17 protein-coding genes are annotated in these 15,850 nt (G+C 44.7%); 8 read left to right on the top strand and 9 right to left on the bottom strand.

Going from position 1 to position 15,850, the window contains the following annotated elements; all coding sequences use genetic code 11:
* Nucleotides 1-129: 129 nt before the first annotated feature.
* The 4 genes from PCAR9_RS19795 to PCAR9_RS19780 all read right to left on the bottom strand — a co-directional run bounded on the left by PCAR9_RS19795 (nt 130) and on the right by PCAR9_RS19780 (nt 3,704).
* Nucleotides 130-717 (bottom strand): YqaA family protein, encoded by a 588-nt coding sequence (locus tag PCAR9_RS19795; RefSeq protein WP_179985077.1) that lies wholly within the window; start codon nt 715-717, stop codon nt 130-132.
* Nucleotides 718-741: 24 nt separating this feature from the next.
* The gene (locus PCAR9_RS19790) at nt 742-2,034 is read right to left on the bottom strand and encodes an amidohydrolase family protein (RefSeq protein ID WP_179985076.1); all 1,293 of its coding nucleotides are present in this window, start codon (nt 2,032-2,034) and stop codon (nt 742-744) included.
* Nucleotides 2,035-2,239: 205 nt separating this feature from the next.
* Entirely contained in the window at nt 2,240-2,857 is a 618-nt protein-coding gene (locus PCAR9_RS19785; protein WP_179985075.1) for a DUF1285 domain-containing protein, read from the bottom strand.
* Nucleotides 2,844-3,704 carry a DUF3014 domain-containing protein gene (locus PCAR9_RS19780; protein ID WP_179985074.1) on the bottom strand — a complete coding sequence of 287 codons (861 nt, stop codon included), beginning with the start codon at nt 3,702-3,704 and terminating at the stop codon, nt 2,844-2,846. Before PCAR9_RS19780 ends, PCAR9_RS19785 begins: the two co-directional genes overlap by 14 nt.
* Before the next feature lie 384 nt (nt 3,705-4,088).
* Here PCAR9_RS19780 and PCAR9_RS19775 point away from each other — a divergent pair, with 384 nt between their 5' ends.
* Together PCAR9_RS19775 and PCAR9_RS19770 are read left to right on the top strand one after the other, a co-directional pair.
* Nucleotides 4,089-4,481, top strand: coding sequence for a hypothetical protein (locus PCAR9_RS19775; RefSeq protein ID WP_179985073.1), 393 nt, complete (start codon nt 4,089-4,091; stop codon nt 4,479-4,481).
* 96 nt (nt 4,482-4,577) lie between these two features.
* On the top strand, nt 4,578-4,886 hold the full coding sequence (locus PCAR9_RS19770) for a DUF6482 family protein (RefSeq protein ID WP_179985072.1): 309 nt from the start codon (nt 4,578-4,580) through the stop codon (nt 4,884-4,886).
* Nucleotides 4,887-5,062: 176 nt separating this feature from the next.
* On the opposite strand, the gene PCAR9_RS19765 is transcribed toward PCAR9_RS19770, so the two are convergent.
* From PCAR9_RS19765 to PCAR9_RS19750, 4 genes are all read right to left on the bottom strand, one after another.
* On the bottom strand, nt 5,063-6,430 hold the full coding sequence (locus PCAR9_RS19765) for an ABC1 kinase family protein (RefSeq protein WP_179985071.1): 1,368 nt from the start codon (nt 6,428-6,430) through the stop codon (nt 5,063-5,065).
* 247 nt (nt 6,431-6,677) lie between these two features.
* On the bottom strand, nt 6,678-7,097 hold the full coding sequence (locus PCAR9_RS19760; protein WP_179985070.1) for a hypothetical protein: 420 nt from the start codon (nt 7,095-7,097) through the stop codon (nt 6,678-6,680).
* A 278-nt stretch (nt 7,098-7,375) separates the two neighbouring features.
* Entirely contained in the window at nt 7,376-7,960 is a 585-nt protein-coding gene (locus tag PCAR9_RS19755; RefSeq protein WP_179985069.1) for a DUF6702 family protein, read from the bottom strand.
* On the bottom strand, nt 7,950-10,412 hold the full coding sequence (locus PCAR9_RS19750) for a M1 family aminopeptidase (protein ID WP_179985068.1): 2,463 nt from the start codon (nt 10,410-10,412) through the stop codon (nt 7,950-7,952). Before PCAR9_RS19750 ends, PCAR9_RS19755 begins: the two co-directional genes overlap by 11 nt.
* 194 nt (nt 10,413-10,606) lie before the next feature.
* Here PCAR9_RS19750 and proB point away from each other — a divergent pair, with 194 nt between their 5' ends.
* The 4 genes from proB (at nt 10,607) to PCAR9_RS19730 (ending at nt 14,171) form a co-directional block, all read left to right on the top strand.
* Nucleotides 10,607-11,707 carry a glutamate 5-kinase gene (proB, locus tag PCAR9_RS19745; RefSeq protein WP_179985067.1) on the top strand — a complete coding sequence of 367 codons (1,101 nt, stop codon included), beginning with the start codon at nt 10,607-10,609 and terminating at the stop codon, nt 11,705-11,707.
* Between the two features lie 104 nt (nt 11,708-11,811).
* Complete coding sequence (locus PCAR9_RS19740; RefSeq protein ID WP_179985066.1) at nt 11,812-12,249, top strand: acyl-CoA thioesterase; 438 nt, start codon at nt 11,812-11,814, stop codon at nt 12,247-12,249.
* 11 nt (nt 12,250-12,260) lie between these two features.
* Nucleotides 12,261-13,259 (top strand): D-2-hydroxyacid dehydrogenase, encoded by a 999-nt coding sequence (locus tag PCAR9_RS19735; protein ID WP_179985065.1) that lies wholly within the window; start codon nt 12,261-12,263, stop codon nt 13,257-13,259.
* Nucleotides 13,260-13,268: 9 nt separating this feature from the next.
* Nucleotides 13,269-14,171 (top strand): DMT family transporter, encoded by a 903-nt coding sequence (locus PCAR9_RS19730; protein ID WP_179985064.1) that lies wholly within the window; start codon nt 13,269-13,271, stop codon nt 14,169-14,171.
* Nucleotides 14,172-14,222: 51 nt separating this feature from the next.
* Here the strand turns inward: PCAR9_RS19730 and PCAR9_RS19725 are convergent, their stop codons facing one another.
* Nucleotides 14,223-14,498, bottom strand: a complete 276-nt coding sequence (locus tag PCAR9_RS19725; RefSeq protein ID WP_179985063.1) for a hypothetical protein — start codon at nt 14,496-14,498, stop codon at nt 14,223-14,225.
* A 213-nt stretch (nt 14,499-14,711) separates the two neighbouring features.
* Between PCAR9_RS19725 and PCAR9_RS19720 the strand changes: the two genes are divergently transcribed.
* Both PCAR9_RS19720 and PCAR9_RS19715 read left to right on the top strand, forming a co-directional pair.
* Nucleotides 14,712-15,218 (top strand): RNA polymerase sigma factor, encoded by a 507-nt coding sequence (locus tag PCAR9_RS19720; RefSeq protein WP_179985062.1) that lies wholly within the window; start codon nt 14,712-14,714, stop codon nt 15,216-15,218.
* Nucleotides 15,211-15,831 carry a hypothetical protein gene (locus PCAR9_RS19715; RefSeq protein ID WP_179985061.1) on the top strand — a complete coding sequence of 207 codons (621 nt, stop codon included), beginning with the start codon at nt 15,211-15,213 and terminating at the stop codon, nt 15,829-15,831. Before PCAR9_RS19720 ends, PCAR9_RS19715 begins: the two co-directional genes overlap by 8 nt.
* Nucleotides 15,832-15,850: the final 19 nt, after the last annotated feature.

The raw sequence follows: 15,850 nt of genomic DNA, 5'->3' as shown, positions 1-15,850 counted from the left end.
TCATTATCAAATGTAAAGTTCAAAAAATCTATTGGCGTAATTTGATTTGGGAATTTAAGGGGGAGCTCGCACGATTTAGTCGATGCTATCTTGATAGCTTTAGCGCCTTCAATTCGAAAGACTCTTCAGTTAGGAGAACATATTAGACAGCCACCACAGTAAGACTACCACTAGCGTGATAGCAAACACGGCTTTCATCTTGTAGCGTTTTATAAGTTGCTCTGCTTTGTCACCTGCGTAATACACCACTACTGCAAGGCCAAAATAGCGAATAGCGCGGGCAATAACCGTGGCTAAAAGGAAAAGCGGAAGAGAGTATTGGGTGGCACCGGCAGCTAACATGGCCACTTGAAAAGGAATAGGCGCGATGCCTAGCGTCATCACAAACCAAAAGCCTTGATTTTGCATTTGTTGTTTAACGCTGTCGAACTGGTCTTGACTAAAAAAGGTATCAATAACCCACTGACCAACAAGGTCGAAAAGGTAATAGCCAAGGGCATAGCCAAAAACAGCGCCAATCACACAGCCCACGGTAGCCATCAATGCAATTTTCCAGAGCGACTCTCGTCTAGCTTGCATTAACGGCACCATAACGGCTTCAAGCGGTATAGGAACAATGGTCGATTCTAAAAATGACGCTAAGGTAATACCCTTTAACATGTGTTTGGAATCGATAAGCTTTTTGGTTTTGTGCTTAACCTTTTTACCTAGTGCCATGTAACCTCTACCACTTTTATTGTTTTACTGCTTGTGAACTACCCCGTCTTTCATCACAAAAGACACGCTTTCCATAAGCGATATATCATCAAGCGGATCGCCTTGAACAGCAACAATGTCTGCTAACTTGCCTTGTTCTAACGTACCTAAAATGTCGCTTATGCCCAGTAAATCTGCGCTATTAACGGTAGCACTAAGTAGCGCGTCAGCAGGTTTCATTCCCGCTTCAACCATTAAAGAGAATTCCTGTGCATTGTCGCCATGGGCCGATACACCACTGTCTGTACCAAAAGCAATTTTTACGCCCGCTTTGTGGGCTTGTTCAAAGGTATTTTGAATTAAAGGTCCGATGGCTGCTGCTTTAGGGCGAACGAGCTCAGGAAAGAAACCATCAATCTTGGCTTTATCTGCTACAAACTTCCCAGCCAGTATAGTAGGTACATAATAGGTGCCGTGCTTCTTCATTAGGGTGCGAATTTCATTGTCCATGTAGGTACCGTGCTCAATAGAATCCACTCCTGCTTCTATTGCGCGTTTCATGCCCTCTTTACCATGAGCATGCACTGCCACCGTCATACCGTAATCTTTTGCTGTATCGACAATCGCTTCTAATTCGTCGGTCATAAACTGAGGGTTTTGGCCACTTTTAGCTACGCTTAGCACGCCGCCAGTTGCAGTAATTTTGATTAGGTCAGCACCATCTTGATAACGGGCTCGCACCGCTTCGCGGGCTTCCACTTCGCCGTTAACTACGCCCTGTTTAGGGCCTACATCTGGTCGAAGTAAGTGAGACATACCATTGCTTGGGTCGGCGTGTCCGCCTGTAGTCGCAATAGATTTAGCTACCGTGTAAATACGTGGGCCGGTAGCATAGCCTTTCGCAATAGCATTTCTTAAAGCCACTGTTTCGTTATAGCCATCACCAAGATTACGCACTGTGGTAAAGCCTGCATCTAAGGTTATTTCTGCGTAGTTTGCTGCACGCAGTGCGTAATCGGCTTCATTAAGTGAAAAACGTTCTAAGTAGGTTTGCGGCCCGCCGTGTTGCGACGATAAATGAACATGCATATCCATAAGACCGGGCATAACCGTTGAAGCACTTAAATCGATGACGGTGTCGCCTTTTTGTGGTTTAGCAAACCCTTTCTTTATCTCCGCTATTTTGTTGCCTTCAATAACAATGGTCATTTTTTCTTGAAGTGATTTTGAGGTGCCAGTAAACACTTTTCCCGCGTGTATGAGGGTATCGGCAACCGTAGAAAAAGGTGATGAAATTAGTGCGCTGGTAATCGCAAGGGTGATCAAAGGCTTTTTCATAATGTAGGTCTTCTTTTGATTGTTTTATAGACTACATCGAATGTAATGCACACAACGAGATAACGCAAAATAAAGTGCTTTTAATGACATGTCGATGGCGATACGTATTTTAATAGTAGGTGCAAGTTACAGGCGCAAAATAGCTGTGCAAGACTAGTAGCGTAACCATAGGTAACGTAAGAGTAAAAAACGGGAATTAGGGTGTTTAAAGTATTTCACCCAATACGAAGGTCGTACCACTAGATTGAATACTAAATTGCGTATTCGAACCATTCGATGACTCTTTGGCTTGTTCTAACAGCTGATAATAAGTGTTTTGATGTAGCCTTGCCCATAGGTTTCTACGAACGCGAATGTAAGGAATAGGTGTTGCCTGTGGGTCCTGAATAGCTTGTGGGGGAACTCGAAGTTCTAGCTGATCTTCGCGCTCTAAGCGAACAGTGTCGCCGGTTTGCGTAGTAAATACATAGGTGCAGTCACTAGTCGGTTCAACCTCTATCTCAATTTCACTCGCTTCGCCGCCTTCATTTCTTTCTATATGCCATTGGGTGATTAGGAAGGGCGTGTCCTCAACAGTGATCCCTACCTTTTCGACAGGGGTAACTAAAAAGTACTTATCGCCTTCTCGCTTCAGTACAGAGGCAAAAAGCTCGACCAGGCTTGCCCGCCCGATAGGGCTGCCTTCGTAAAACCATCGGCCATCAAGGGCTATCGTCAGATTAATATTACCGCAAAAATCTGGACTCCATTGGTCGACGGGAGGCAAAGGGCGCGCTTTTAAAGACGTGCCCTTAAGTTGTTGTTGAAATTTAGTTAGATCCACGCTCTTCAACCAAAACTTTCAATTCACGTAGCTTTGCTTTAATACGACGCATATTGTCTGGCCCGGTACGCAGTAGCTGCTTTTGTGGCTCATTAAGGTTTTCTAAACGATCGTCGGCATACTTGTAAGCTACCGAATCTGTATACACCTCAACAGGAACCGGTACTTCTGGTGTATCAAGTAACTGGTCTATGGCCTCTAGCAATACGCTGTTAAAGTCTTGGTCTGGATTACCAATCTCTGCAAACTTCGCTTGGATATCGTCTTTATAAATACCGTAGATATTCAGTAGCGCTTCATTATCGAACGACTCCAGCATATCTACATAAGGCGTATATCGTTTATAACTTGCAGCGTCAATCCACTGCTTTCCTGCTTGAGAATAAACACGGAAATTTTGTTCTGGCGGCGTAAGTAGTTGATGGTTTGGTGCCATCTCATCGTTCGCTAGATTAGTTACAGAGACTACAAAGCGCTGAATAAGCCCTTCATTAACCAGCATACGATTTACGGTTTCTTCGTCTGCTGATGAACTCTCAATCAATGACGCTTTGACTGCTGGGTCGCTTGTATCAAGTGGTTCTGGATCTGGTTCAACGGGTTCTGGCAATGGTTCAACGTCGTCTTTTTCTTCAAGCTCGACGGTGGGCGCAGGCTGGGTAGGCTCAAAAATCTCTGGCTCTTGCGGCGCTGTGACTTCAGGCTCGGTCACTTCAGGTTCAGGCGTAATGACTGGCTCTGGCTCTTCGTCACTTGGCCAAAAAACTACAGCCAGAATAACGATAAGAAGGATGCCGACAATAATAAAATGTGGGCCTAACGATTTCTTTTCTGACGATTCGCTCATAATGACTCCGCTACAAAAATATCCTTTCGGTAATACTACCAGAGATAACACCCAAAATTAGAAAATCAATCAAGAGAAATGTTCCCTCAAAATCCAAATTCCTTATTTTGAACAGATTTTAACGTTTGAAAGACACTTTCCGATTTGTTTTCGTCCAAAAATTAGTGGGAACTCCCCATTTTTTCGATCTTCCAGTTCGCCATATAATGTAAATGTGAAAGTAATTTTTAAAACAATTGTTTAACATTTGGGGTTTTGTGTACTAATGTGTTGATTAATCATTGAAAAGCAAATGCTAGAGCACTGCTATTTACAGTAATTAACTAACATTTTGAGTCCTTGAGTCCCAGTGTTGCCTAAATGTGCCCTTGTAGGATAGTAAGCGTGAGTAAATTCAAATCATATCATCCAAAGTTACACCGAGCCGTTACACGGTACACTGCTATACAATACGTTATTGCACTAGGGATAATGCTTTACCTATTTTGGAATATGCATAGTCTGCCACCGCATCATCAACTAATTACTGTAATAACCGTAGTTGTTATGGGCATACAAAATGGCTTTATTTTGTCGAGAGCAAAAGTTGCACTCGCTGTAGAAGGGCCTAGGTTGCTGGTTTTCCCACTCCTATGGATAGCAACTGGAATGGGGGTAGCTGCTCTTGTGTACACCGCTTTTTCTATTGCTTCGTTGTTGGTTTTAGCTAACGCAGTGCGACATAAAAATCACCGCCCTCCACTTCATCTTGTGAATGAACCTGAAAACCTCGCATAGCGTATAACAGTCATTATTTCGCCCTTGCCATATTCAATATAAACAACGCAAAGCAGGGCGAGCGTAATGCGCACGCTAATTTCATGAGGCTGGAAAATGCATAAGTTTTATTTTCGGGATATTGAAGAGTCGCCGGCGGTTATTGACTACTTAGAAGTTCAGTCTTATGAAATGAACGTCTATTTGGTTTATCTGACTATCGATAAACAAAGCGGTATGCTTTACGACAATAAAGACAAGCCAATGCGTTTTTTTAGTGCCGGGCATATACGTGAAGCGTTCGCTCATTGTCGCGTTCAGCAGGCTGTAATGAAGCACGATACACCGTACGACGAGATGATTGGTAACCCGCCGAAAAGCAAAGAGCAGATGGCCTTACCTTTTAGTATGGAACTGCCCTATTAAACGCAACGCAATCTACCCAATACTACCGGCTCAGTGCTATTAGAAGTGTAAAAATTAGGCGAAGGCATCAAGCAGAGTCTTCGTCCTTTTCCGATAATCCCACTTTCAAACAAGCAGCATTCAAACAAGCTGCCCAAAGCGCGGTAGGATTCATCGTAAGATGGGAGCAAACCTTGTTAAGAGCAAAGCCAGTTGCCTGCGGCCTTTCGCATATCCACTTTGGCTTGCAACCGCTTCGCTAACAAAAATAAACCTCCGAGCTTTCTATGTATAAAGAGCGCATCGACCGGCGGTGTGTGCCAAAAGTTATGTTCCATTGTAAGCGCCATTCCTTTTTCGTGAAGTCTTGCGATTAAATCACTTTTTCCAAAATCATAAGCCCCCTCAAAGCGAATGGCTTCACAGGCTTCCATGCCTATATCTATGACTGCATTTACTTGCATCTGAGAATGACTGTCATCAATAAGCCCAATATTGTATGCAGCTTGCTGCATCAGTGCTTTATCATTGTCTGCGGCGCTCTTAAGCAAAGTTTGGTATTGCTGAGATATATTTTCAGGCACTTCGCGAGTGGCACCAAAATCTAGCAGCACGATTTCCTTGGTATCAGGTTTAAACTGATAGTTGGCTAAGTTAGGGTCGCTTTGCAGCAGCTTAAAGTGGAAAACCTCATTAAAAAACAACGTCATTAACGCTGTCATCACGGCATCTCGGACTTCTTGAGGTTCATCACTTAGCGCATCTAAATCTTTCGCCTCAATAAAGTCCATGGCTAGTACCGTGCTTGTGGTAAGCGGTGCATAGGTCTTTGGAATAATAAACGCGCTTTGTTCTTCGCATCGGATAGCAGTGGTTTCAACTAGGTTGCGATAACGATTAAGCATATCGGCTTCTCGCTCATAATCCGCTTCTTGGTGAAGCTGTGCTTTGGCTTCCTGTAATAGCGGGCCTATATCTAATGATTTTGGCACCAAGCCAGTAAGCTTTATAAGTGTTGCTACGTTATCCACATCGCTATCAATACTCTTTTTCACGCCTGGGTACTGTACTTTTACCGCTAACATTTTACCGTCCATAGTAATAACTTTGTGAACTTGGCCTATGGAGGCTGCGGCAACAGGAGCAAAGGAAAAGTAAAGTAAGTCATCTTGCCATCTGTCGCCCCAAGACTGATTTAGCGTGGCTATTAGCTGGTCCTTGGGCATGGGGTCAGCATCATCCCGTAAACGTCCTAAAATGGCGGCGAGTTCTTCGGGTAAAAAGTCACCCGCATCCATGGAAATGAGTTGTCCAAGCTTCATGGCGGCGCCACGCATACTGGCAAGCTGATCGGCAATATTTGAAATATTCTTTGGTGTTAAAAGCAGCGAAGACAAGACCGGCTTCTCACCTTTTAGTAACTGGCCAGCACCCTGAGAAACCACATTACCTGCAATCCTACCTGCTAACGTGCCTAAGCGGCCTATACGAGATAGGCGAGACGAGGGTACTGCCTTGCTTGAACGGGGCGGCGATTCGGGGGATTTATTTGGCTTCTCTGCCATAGGTTCACTCTGTTTTATTGAAGACGGAAAGGAACATTAATATTTATCGTTTAAAGCATGACTTAAAAAGTACTCTGACCCTTTATACATTTAACTACGGCGGCTGGATCGGGTATAGGAGCCATAAGTCACCAAGTATCTCATTGGGTAGTTTGATAGTAAGGTTAAGATTATAGAATCAGGCAGAGATTTAAATATAAGATTGAGCACTGCATAAGAAGTGTGCGGCCTACACAGTGCTATATATTTAGATGATCTGAGAAATAAATTGAAGCACTAGTCCTATAACGCTGCCATAAGCAAAGCCAGCCCAGCCGCTTTTTGTTCTGTAACGCCAAAGTGCAGCACCAAAGAATCCACACCATAGCATTGCAGAATAAGTTGATATTAGGCCCCCGCCCATGCCTGTATCTGGCAGAAATAGCATTACGATAAATGTCAGTGCCATGGCACCGCTCAACAGCACCCACATGATATTTTTCTTATCAGCGAACGCATTGCTGGTTTTACCCTTTGCTAAATTAGTATCTTGGGTTAGTTCATCATTTACCTTTTGCTCAGCGCGCTCTACAGCGTTAGCAGTACGCATTTTTTTAGCGCGGCGCTCGCTTCTTGTTTGGGTTTTCTTGACCTGTGAAGGCAACGGTGCTGTAGCGCTATTGGTCATGATGTACCTCATTAACTGTTTATCCATAGTTAAGGTAGAGCATGCATGCCAAGATGACTATACGACTTCGGTCTCACACGACAATTATAAAGTGTGTTTTAGATATTTGATTTTCCCTATTCGAATGCGACTCTCGAACTAGAGGGGGGCGAGGACTGAGATAGGCATCCATTATCTACAAGGGCACCGTGAAACACGTAAACAAAAAAGCCCACCAGCTTTCACTGTCGTTTGACAAAGAATGCTGGTGGGCTTTCATAAACCTATACTGCTAGGTATTAATGATGGTCGCTACTTTGACTTTTAAAGCTCACTTCCAGCAGATTTACACTATCAGCAAAGGTGAGGGTTTTAATATCGCCCTTGCCTTCTACATTTAGCGTATTCACTTGCTTCGGCCATAAGTCACGCAATGCATCATGACGAATTTTAATGCCTTCTAGCACAGGCGGTTCAGCAGTTTCTTGATAAACCCAAAAGTGCTTACCTTCAACTTCAAAGCCCACATCTGCAAGTTTTAACGATTCGCCTGCCGCATTTAAAATCGCAAAGTGATGGGCAACGTAATCAGCAAACTGCTGCTGTGTTTCAACGTCATCCATAATATCTGCATGCTTATCGAACAAGGCTTTAACCGCGTGCTCAGCATCATGCAAATTAAAGCGGTGCATCACTTCGATATTTTCTGTTCTGGGGTTGAACAGTACCGTTGTTATCGCTGCTTTTATTTGATGCGCTTGGGCAATTGTGCTGAACGACATCGCGCTAACAAATAGCGAAGCCGCAATAGCCAACCCACTAACGCTTGCAAGCAGAGCATGAGAGCTCTGCAGCAGGCGGGATAAAGACAACTTATTCGTCATCTTTATCCTCGTCGTCAGTTTTTAGCTCGGTCTTTGAATCGTGCATAAGATCGCGGTACTCGTAAGTGTTACGCGGCTTGTTCTTATACGCTTCAATGCGAGAAGGAATGATACGGCGTGGGTAGTGGTTATTTTCCACGTCTACGTCCGCAGTTTCCCAATGTGGGTCAACCGTAACGCTTACCAGCTCTTTGTCTTTGTCAGTCACAATAAGCTTGCTGACGGCCTTAGGTGTACGACGCCAGATTTCCGCCGGAATGCGCATTTCTTCTTTCGTACCGTCTTCAAAGGCTAGCTCAAGAATAATCGGCATTACCAAACCACCTTTGTTACTAAAATCTAGCACGTAGTAGTTTTTGTCCTCTTTTACCGCACGTTCAAAGGCTTTACGCTCCCAAGGTTCAAGCTTATCAAGGAACTTCTTGTACTTGTTGCGCTCTTTGTTGGTTACGGTATAGCGGTCGTTTTCATCGTAGAAATCGCTAATATCTTCAAAGCGGTCTACCCACAGCTTTCTACCTTCTTCTTTATTGCGAATATCGGTAAGTGACTTAGGCTTTTCCATTTCCGCTTCGCGCTCACGAGCAAAGTCGATATCTGGATCTTCAGTGTCTAAACGCAGCTTGTGTACACTGTCTAGGCTAATATCTACGTGGTCCGTGGTATAAAACCAACCGCGCCAGAACCAATCTAGATCTACACCCGAGGCCTCTTCCATAGTGCGGAAGAAATCAGATGGAGTTGGACGTTTAAACATCCAGCGCTGCGCGTATTCTTTAAATGCGAAGTCAAATAGCTCACGACCAAGGATAGTTTCGCGAAGAATGTTTAATGCTACCGCTGGCTTGGTGTAAGCATTAGGACCTAGGCGAAGTACCGAGTCAGACTGGGTCATAATTGGCACCTGCGTCTGAGACTTCATGTAGCCTGTGATATCACGCGGCTCTACACCCCATGGAATCGTTGGGTCCCATTCGCGACCGGCAACGCCATCTAGGAAGCTGTTAAGACCTTCATCCATCCACGTCCACTGACGCTCATCAGAGTTTACTGTCATAGGGAAGTAGATATGGCCCACTTCGTGGATAACTACGCCAATTAGGAAGCGTTTCTCAGCTAGCGAGTAGGTGCGTGAACCGTCATCACGAAGTTCTGTACGAGGTCCATTAAAGGTGATCATGGGGTATTCCATGCCGCCAACTGGACCATTGACTGACTGCGCTACTGGGTATGGGTAATCGAAGCTAAAACGGCTGTATACATCCATAGTGTGGATGATTGACTCTGTTGAATACTTCTGCCAAAGCTCACCACCTTCTTTCGGGTAGAAGGACATTGCCATTACAAGCGGCTGAGTGTCACCACCTTGCTGATAGCCACGTGCATCCCATGCAAACTTACGCGACGAAGCCCAAGCAAAATCACGTACGTTATCCGCTTTAAAGGTCCAAGTCTTAAGCTTAGAGGTGCCTTCTTTTTCGTTTTCAATAGCTTCTTCAGGAGAAACGATGAATACGATACGGTCAGCTTTTTCTGCTTTTTTCAATCGATCCCGTTGTGTTTTGGTAAGCACGTCTTTCGGGTTTTGAAGCACACCTGTTGACGATACGATGTGGTCAGCTGGAACCGTGATATCTACTTCGTAGTTACCGAATTCTAGGGTGAACTCACCACGGCCAATAAACTCTTTGTTAGTCCACGCTTCGTAATCGGTGTAAGCCGCCAGACGAGGGAACCACTGAGCTAGCAAGAAAATATCGTTGCCGCCTTCGCGCTCATCATCTGGGAAGTGCTCGTAACCTGCACGTGCTGAAACCGCATCTTCTTCAACAATATTAAAGGCAAAGTCGATATCAAAGGTTACTTTGCTGCCCGGCTTTAGTGGCTTAGCTAGGTCAACCCGCATTAGGGTACCCACAATGGTGTGGCGTAAGTCATTGCCCGCTTTGTCTTCAACGCGAGAAATGGTGTAACCCAGTTCATTGTCTTCAACAAACTGCTGGCGGCGCAGTGCGCCCATGCTTAATTTAGCGGGCGTATTGCCACTTGCGGCTTGCGTGCCTGGTCCACGGTTACCAATGCCACCGAAAGTGGTAGTAAGCGCAGACATTGAGTCGTCACGGAATTTGTTTTGGTCAAGCTGGACCCACAAGTACTTAAGGGTATCGGGCGAGTTGTTGTAATACGTAATTTCTTCGCTTGCTTCGATACGGCGCTCGTCTTCAAGCAGCTTTACATCGATATCGTAATCTACTTGCTGTTGCCAGTATTGATGACCAGGCTCACCAGCGGCGTTGCGATAAACATTGGGAGTAGGAAGTACTTCGTCTAGCTGACGGAATTTATCTTCAAAGTCGCCTTTTGTTTGTTTTATAGCGGCGGTACTAGGAAGAGAAATCAGCATAGACAACACTGGCGCTAGCCAGAAAAAGTGTCGTTTTGCGGTGCTCATGCAGGTTCCTTGCAACTTGTAAGTTAGAATTGTTATAAGATAACACTTGCTAGTATATAAGCATGGCACGCACAATCCAATTTTTTGACCGTAAACTAACCATGTTTTAACGCAAAAAAACTGTAACAGAACGTTTTGTTATACGCTTTAACTGTCGTATTCTTAAGCTCTTGTTATCTTTTTTCTTCCCCCCTATGAATTGTTTTAATTGGCAACGTGCTGTTATTAAAGTTGGCAGTGCCCTTATTGCACCTGAAGGTAATGGGTGTAGCGGACGCTACCTTTTATCTCTTGCTCGATTTATTACCGCAAGCCGAGAGGCTGGCAAAGAAGTAATTTTGGTTTCATCTGGCAGTGTCGCCGCTGGTCGTAGCCAAGTTAAAGTTCGCCACAACGCTTCTATTGCGGAGAAGCAGGCCATGGCTGCAATTGGCCAGAACCTGATGATGGCCAACTGGCAGCGCTTTTTTGACTTCCCTTGCGCTCAGGTATTGCTAACGGCAGATGATTTACGCAATAGAACGCGCTACGTAAATATCAAAAACACGTTACGTGAAATTTTAAATCACAATGCTCTACCCATTGTGAATGAAAATGACACAGTTGCCGTTAATGAACTCAAAGTGGGTGATAACGATAATTTGGGGGCTTACACGGCATTGGTCGCGCAGGCTGATACCTTAATTATTTGCTCTGATATTGACGGTTTATTTACTGCAGACCCCAGAAAAGATGACTCTGCTGCCCTTATTCCGAAGGTGGAAAAAATCGACCGTACTATTTACGGACTAGCGGGGGGCGCGGGTACTGCGGTAGGTACAGGTGGTATGCGTACAAAAATTGAAGCGGCGGATAAGTGCACCAGCAGTGGTATCCAAACCCTTATTGTTAATGGGCGAAAAGGCGAAACCTTCGATGCTTTACTTGAAGGCAAGGTACCTGGGACTTTATTCACTGCTAGCAGCACACCGGCCAGCGCCCGAAGGCTTTGGCTTACTCACACCCTTAAAACCGCTGGCAGAGTCGAGGTAGATAGCGGTGCGAAAGAGGCGCTGGTAAGCAAAGGTGCGTCGCTATTACCCACTGGTATTTTGAACGTGATCGGTTCATTTGAACAAGGTGATGCCGTTGAAGTGATGTGCGATGGAGAAGTTATCGCTAAAGGCCTTTGCTTATATAACGCAAAAGACTTAACCCTAATAAAAGGGAAAAAGTCGAAAGAAATCGCCAATGTGTTAGGTTATGAAACAAGCGATGTTGCCGTTCACCGTGACGATATGGTGCTTTATTCATAGCACAAACAATAAAATACGATATAGCGCTTAGGCGCTATATATGTTCACTGTTTGTGTTGATTGGGCAACAACACTCATCTAAATCTATATGCCAAGGATTGATCATGACTGATATTACACCAACACTTGCCGATTACCCTTATAACGTCACTATTGCCACCCGCTGGCAAGACAATGATGCATACGGTCATATCAACAATGTTGTGTATTACGGTTTTTTTGATAGCGCGGTAAACCGCTTTTTGATTGAAAAAGGCAATTTAGATATACACAACGGGCAAACCGTTGCGTATGTGGTAAGTAGTCAATGCCAGTACGTGGCTCCGGCGGCATATCCTGAAGACATTTTTGTAGGACTACGGGTAATCAAAATTGGCCGAAGTTCGGTGACCTATGGCTTGTCTGTGTATGCCGGCGAAAATAAGCGACGCGTGGCGCATGGTCAATTTGTACATGTATTTGTAGATAGGAAGACCGATAAAGCTATTCCCATTCCTGTAAACGTAAAAGCAGCGTTAGAATCTATTGTGGAAGTAATGTAGGCCTATCGACAATGACAAAACACAATACTTCGAACGGTAAAGTTGAAGATAGCCAGACACAATCGTCGCGCAACGGGCAAAAAAAGCGAGTTGTCTTTTTAGACGCTGAAACCATGGATTTACCGAGCCTTGATACTTCTGTGCTTGATAGTCTCAATGCCGACGTCACACTTTATCAGCAGACCCATGCTAAAGAGATTGTCGAGCGTATTCGAGCAGCCGATGCGGTTTTAGTAAATAAAGTTGTGCTAAATGCCGAAGATTTAAAGCAGGCAGAACAGCTTAAGTATATTGGTGTAACGGCCACTGGTATGAACAATATCGATCGTGATTATTGTAAGCAAGCGGGTATTTCCGTTCAAAATGTAGAGGGCTACGGCACTGATAGTGTGGCGCAGCACGCGTTAACCTTAGTGCTGAATTTGGCTACGAACTTTGTGGCATATCAACGCGATATGGATAAGCAGGCATGGTCCGCTTCTTCTCATTTTTGCTTACTTAATCACCCAGTGATCGAGCTTGCAGGTAAACACGCGGTGATCGTGGGGCACGGCGAACTTGGTAAGCGTGTAGAAGCATTGTTCAAAGCTATGGGGATGAAAGTGAGTATTGCTGCTCGCCCCGGTAAACAAGACGACCCTCGCCCTAGCCTTACTTCCCTTTTACCCGATGCCGATGTGATAAGCCTCCATTGCCCGCTTACTGAAGACACCGAAAAGCTTATTAACGCAGATACGCTGTCATTGATGCGGCCAACAGCTTTTCTTATCAATACCGCTCGTGGCGGGCTGGTTGATGAAAAGGCGCTTTACCATGCGCTTAAGCACAACAAGATTGGTGGTGCAGGCTTAGACGTACTGAGCGTAGAGCCACCGCCCATCGACCATATATTACTAAAAGAACCCTTACCTAATTTATTGGTAACGCCACATAATGCGTGGATTGGGAATGGGGCCAGGCAAAAGCTGCTTGATAAAGCCCTTGCCCATTTAACAGAGTTTTTAGGTTAAAACGCGGTTATGAACAATGCGACCTTATTTGCTCTTTGTTGCCTAATTTGGGGCTCAACCTGGATAGCAATAACCTATCAAATCGGACACACATCAGAAACGTTTGCCATAGCGCTTCGCTACTTCTTAGCGTCGGCGTGTTTGGGGGCATACTGTGTTATTAAACGTTTACCGCTAAAACTTCCCTTACACGTTCATGTGAAAATGGCGGCAGTAGGGCTCTTCTTATACAGCTTAAACTACACGCTGCTGTATATTGCGCAAGCGCATATCATTAGTGCGCTGCTGGCACTTATGAGCTCATGCATTATTTACATTAACGTTGTACTTCGCCGGTGGTGGCTAAAAGAGCCCATAAGAAAAGAAGTAGTGGTTGGGGCCACCTTTGGCTTAGTAGGTATTGTGTGTTTATTTGTGCCTGAGTTTTCAAAAGTCTCTATGGACGCGGCTCTAGCCACCGGTCTTGCCATCGCATTTGTCAGCTTTTTCTGTGCGTCAACGGGCAACGTTATTTCCGAGCGTATTTTGACCTCGGGCACACCTGTTATTCAAATGAATTTTTATGCTATGAGCTACGCCATGGCGCTGCTTTTCATCACCTCGCTGGCTATGCCTGGTGAACTAAGAATACCTACCCACATTGAGTTCTATCTATCACTTGTTTATTTGGCTATTTTTGGTTCTGTGTTTGCGTTTGGCGCCTACATGAAGCTTTTAAAACAGATGGGCGCTGACAAGGCTGCCTACGTGGTGCTGGTATACCCCATGGTTGCACTGGTTATCTCAACGTTTTTTGAAGGCTATACCTGGAGTGTGTTATCCGTACTCGGTGTCGTGATTGTGCTGGTGGGTAACGCTATTGCAATGGGGAAAGTGCCCCGCTTTATGCGTCGCCCACCCGTATCTAGCTAGTGCCTGTTGAACTTTACTATACATTAATTCAACGACCCCTGATAAGCGTGTTTACTTAAGGGCGTTGATTTTTTTGTTTAGCTCGTAAGCAGGCTCAGTGACAATGGTTTCAAGGGTTTCAATCCTAGCCATCAGAGATTCAATTTGCGCATCTTTTTCCGCTAAACGCTTCTGCTGTTTGTCAGTAACGGCTTTTACAAAAGGGTTACTGCACTCGCCATTCATCCAGTCGTTCAATCGCCACTGAAATTTTGCGTCTAGGTAGCTTGCCAAAAGCGCAAGCGACGTGATGCTGCCAATCAACAAAACTAAACTTAACGTAGACATAGTGTTTTCCTCATTTAAGGTCGAAGCATTTAAAGAAGTGCCTGCATCTCTCAATACAGCATGTTCTATTTTCATTTCTATTATCAGTAGTCGGGAGCTGCTCAAAAAAATTACAACGGGAATGAAAAAAGTTTGTAATAAAAACTGGCATGGGCAGACTGATAGAAGTAACACAATAAAATAACAACAGTTTTTGCTATTAGGGATGTGACCTTGGGCCAGGGTTTTGAAGATGTTTTTGCGCAATACGGAGCACTACTTGGCCGTGTAGCTAACAGCTATGAGGCAAACGAAGCGATGCAACAAGAGCTATTGCAAGAAATTGCTATTGCAGTCTGGCAAGGACTGTCTCGCTTTAAAGGCGATAGCAGCGTAAAAACTTATATTTTGAAAATTGCTCACAACCGCGCTGTGACTCACGTAGCAAGTCAAGTGAAGCGTATTGATACCCACCAATACGACCACGATGATACGGGCTCTGAAGGGTACGCGAGTAACACAAAATCCCCAGAAGAAATGTCTAGCCAACACCAGTCTTTAGAACGCCTGTTGCGCGCTGTCAGAGCGTTACCACTGCAACCAAGACAGGTGCTTACCCTTTCCCTTGAAGGCTTAAGTTACGACGAAATAGCAGACGTATGTGGCCTAACTAAGAATCATGTTGGTGTGATATTAAAACGCGCCAAGCAAAGTATCATGCAGGAGCAACCGCATGCATAATTCAGATAAAGAAAATCAAAAGACGCCGCCAATATCAGTAGGTAACGAACAAAACGAGGCCCTATCTGCGCTATGGCAAACTCAGCCAGTTACGACTATCGATGTTGAGGAAGTAAAGTCCAGTTTGCGCAGCGAACGAACGAAGCAGCGTTGGTATATGGTGATAGACTCGCTAGCGTTTATACCCGCGGTTTATTTGCTTATTAATAATTGGGATAAATTTACGTTTGTCGCTCACGCAATGTTTATATTCATGCTTACTACTGCTCTTCCCTTGCTTATTTATCAGCTATGGCTAAGAAGAGTGGCTGCGTTTTCAAAAGATACGCAAACCGCGGATCATCTCATTAAGTTGACTAAACAAATTAAAAATAACGTGAAGATTGCCTTCATTACTAAGCACTCAACGTGGACGGCAGTGCTCTTTGGATATGCTTTCTTGTTGGAACGTTATTTTTTCGGTGACCCTGCTCCAGAGAAAATCACCAAGATGACGATAGTTATGACATCACTTAGTATCGGAATGCTAGTGTGGTATGTATGGGCACACAAAAGGCAAAAGCGCTTCGAGCGGCAGCTCAAAACGCTAGAAAGTATGGCGCAGCAGCGCTAGAAAATAGGGCCTTAGAAAT

It is taken from the genome of Alteromonas macleodii, assembly GCF_903772925.1.
In the GTDB taxonomy this organism is placed as follows: Bacteria; Pseudomonadota; Gammaproteobacteria; order Enterobacterales; family Alteromonadaceae; genus Alteromonas; species Alteromonas macleodii_A.
Note: the sequence above shows the minus strand (reverse complement) of the source record. Positions and strands in the feature narration are given on the sequence as shown.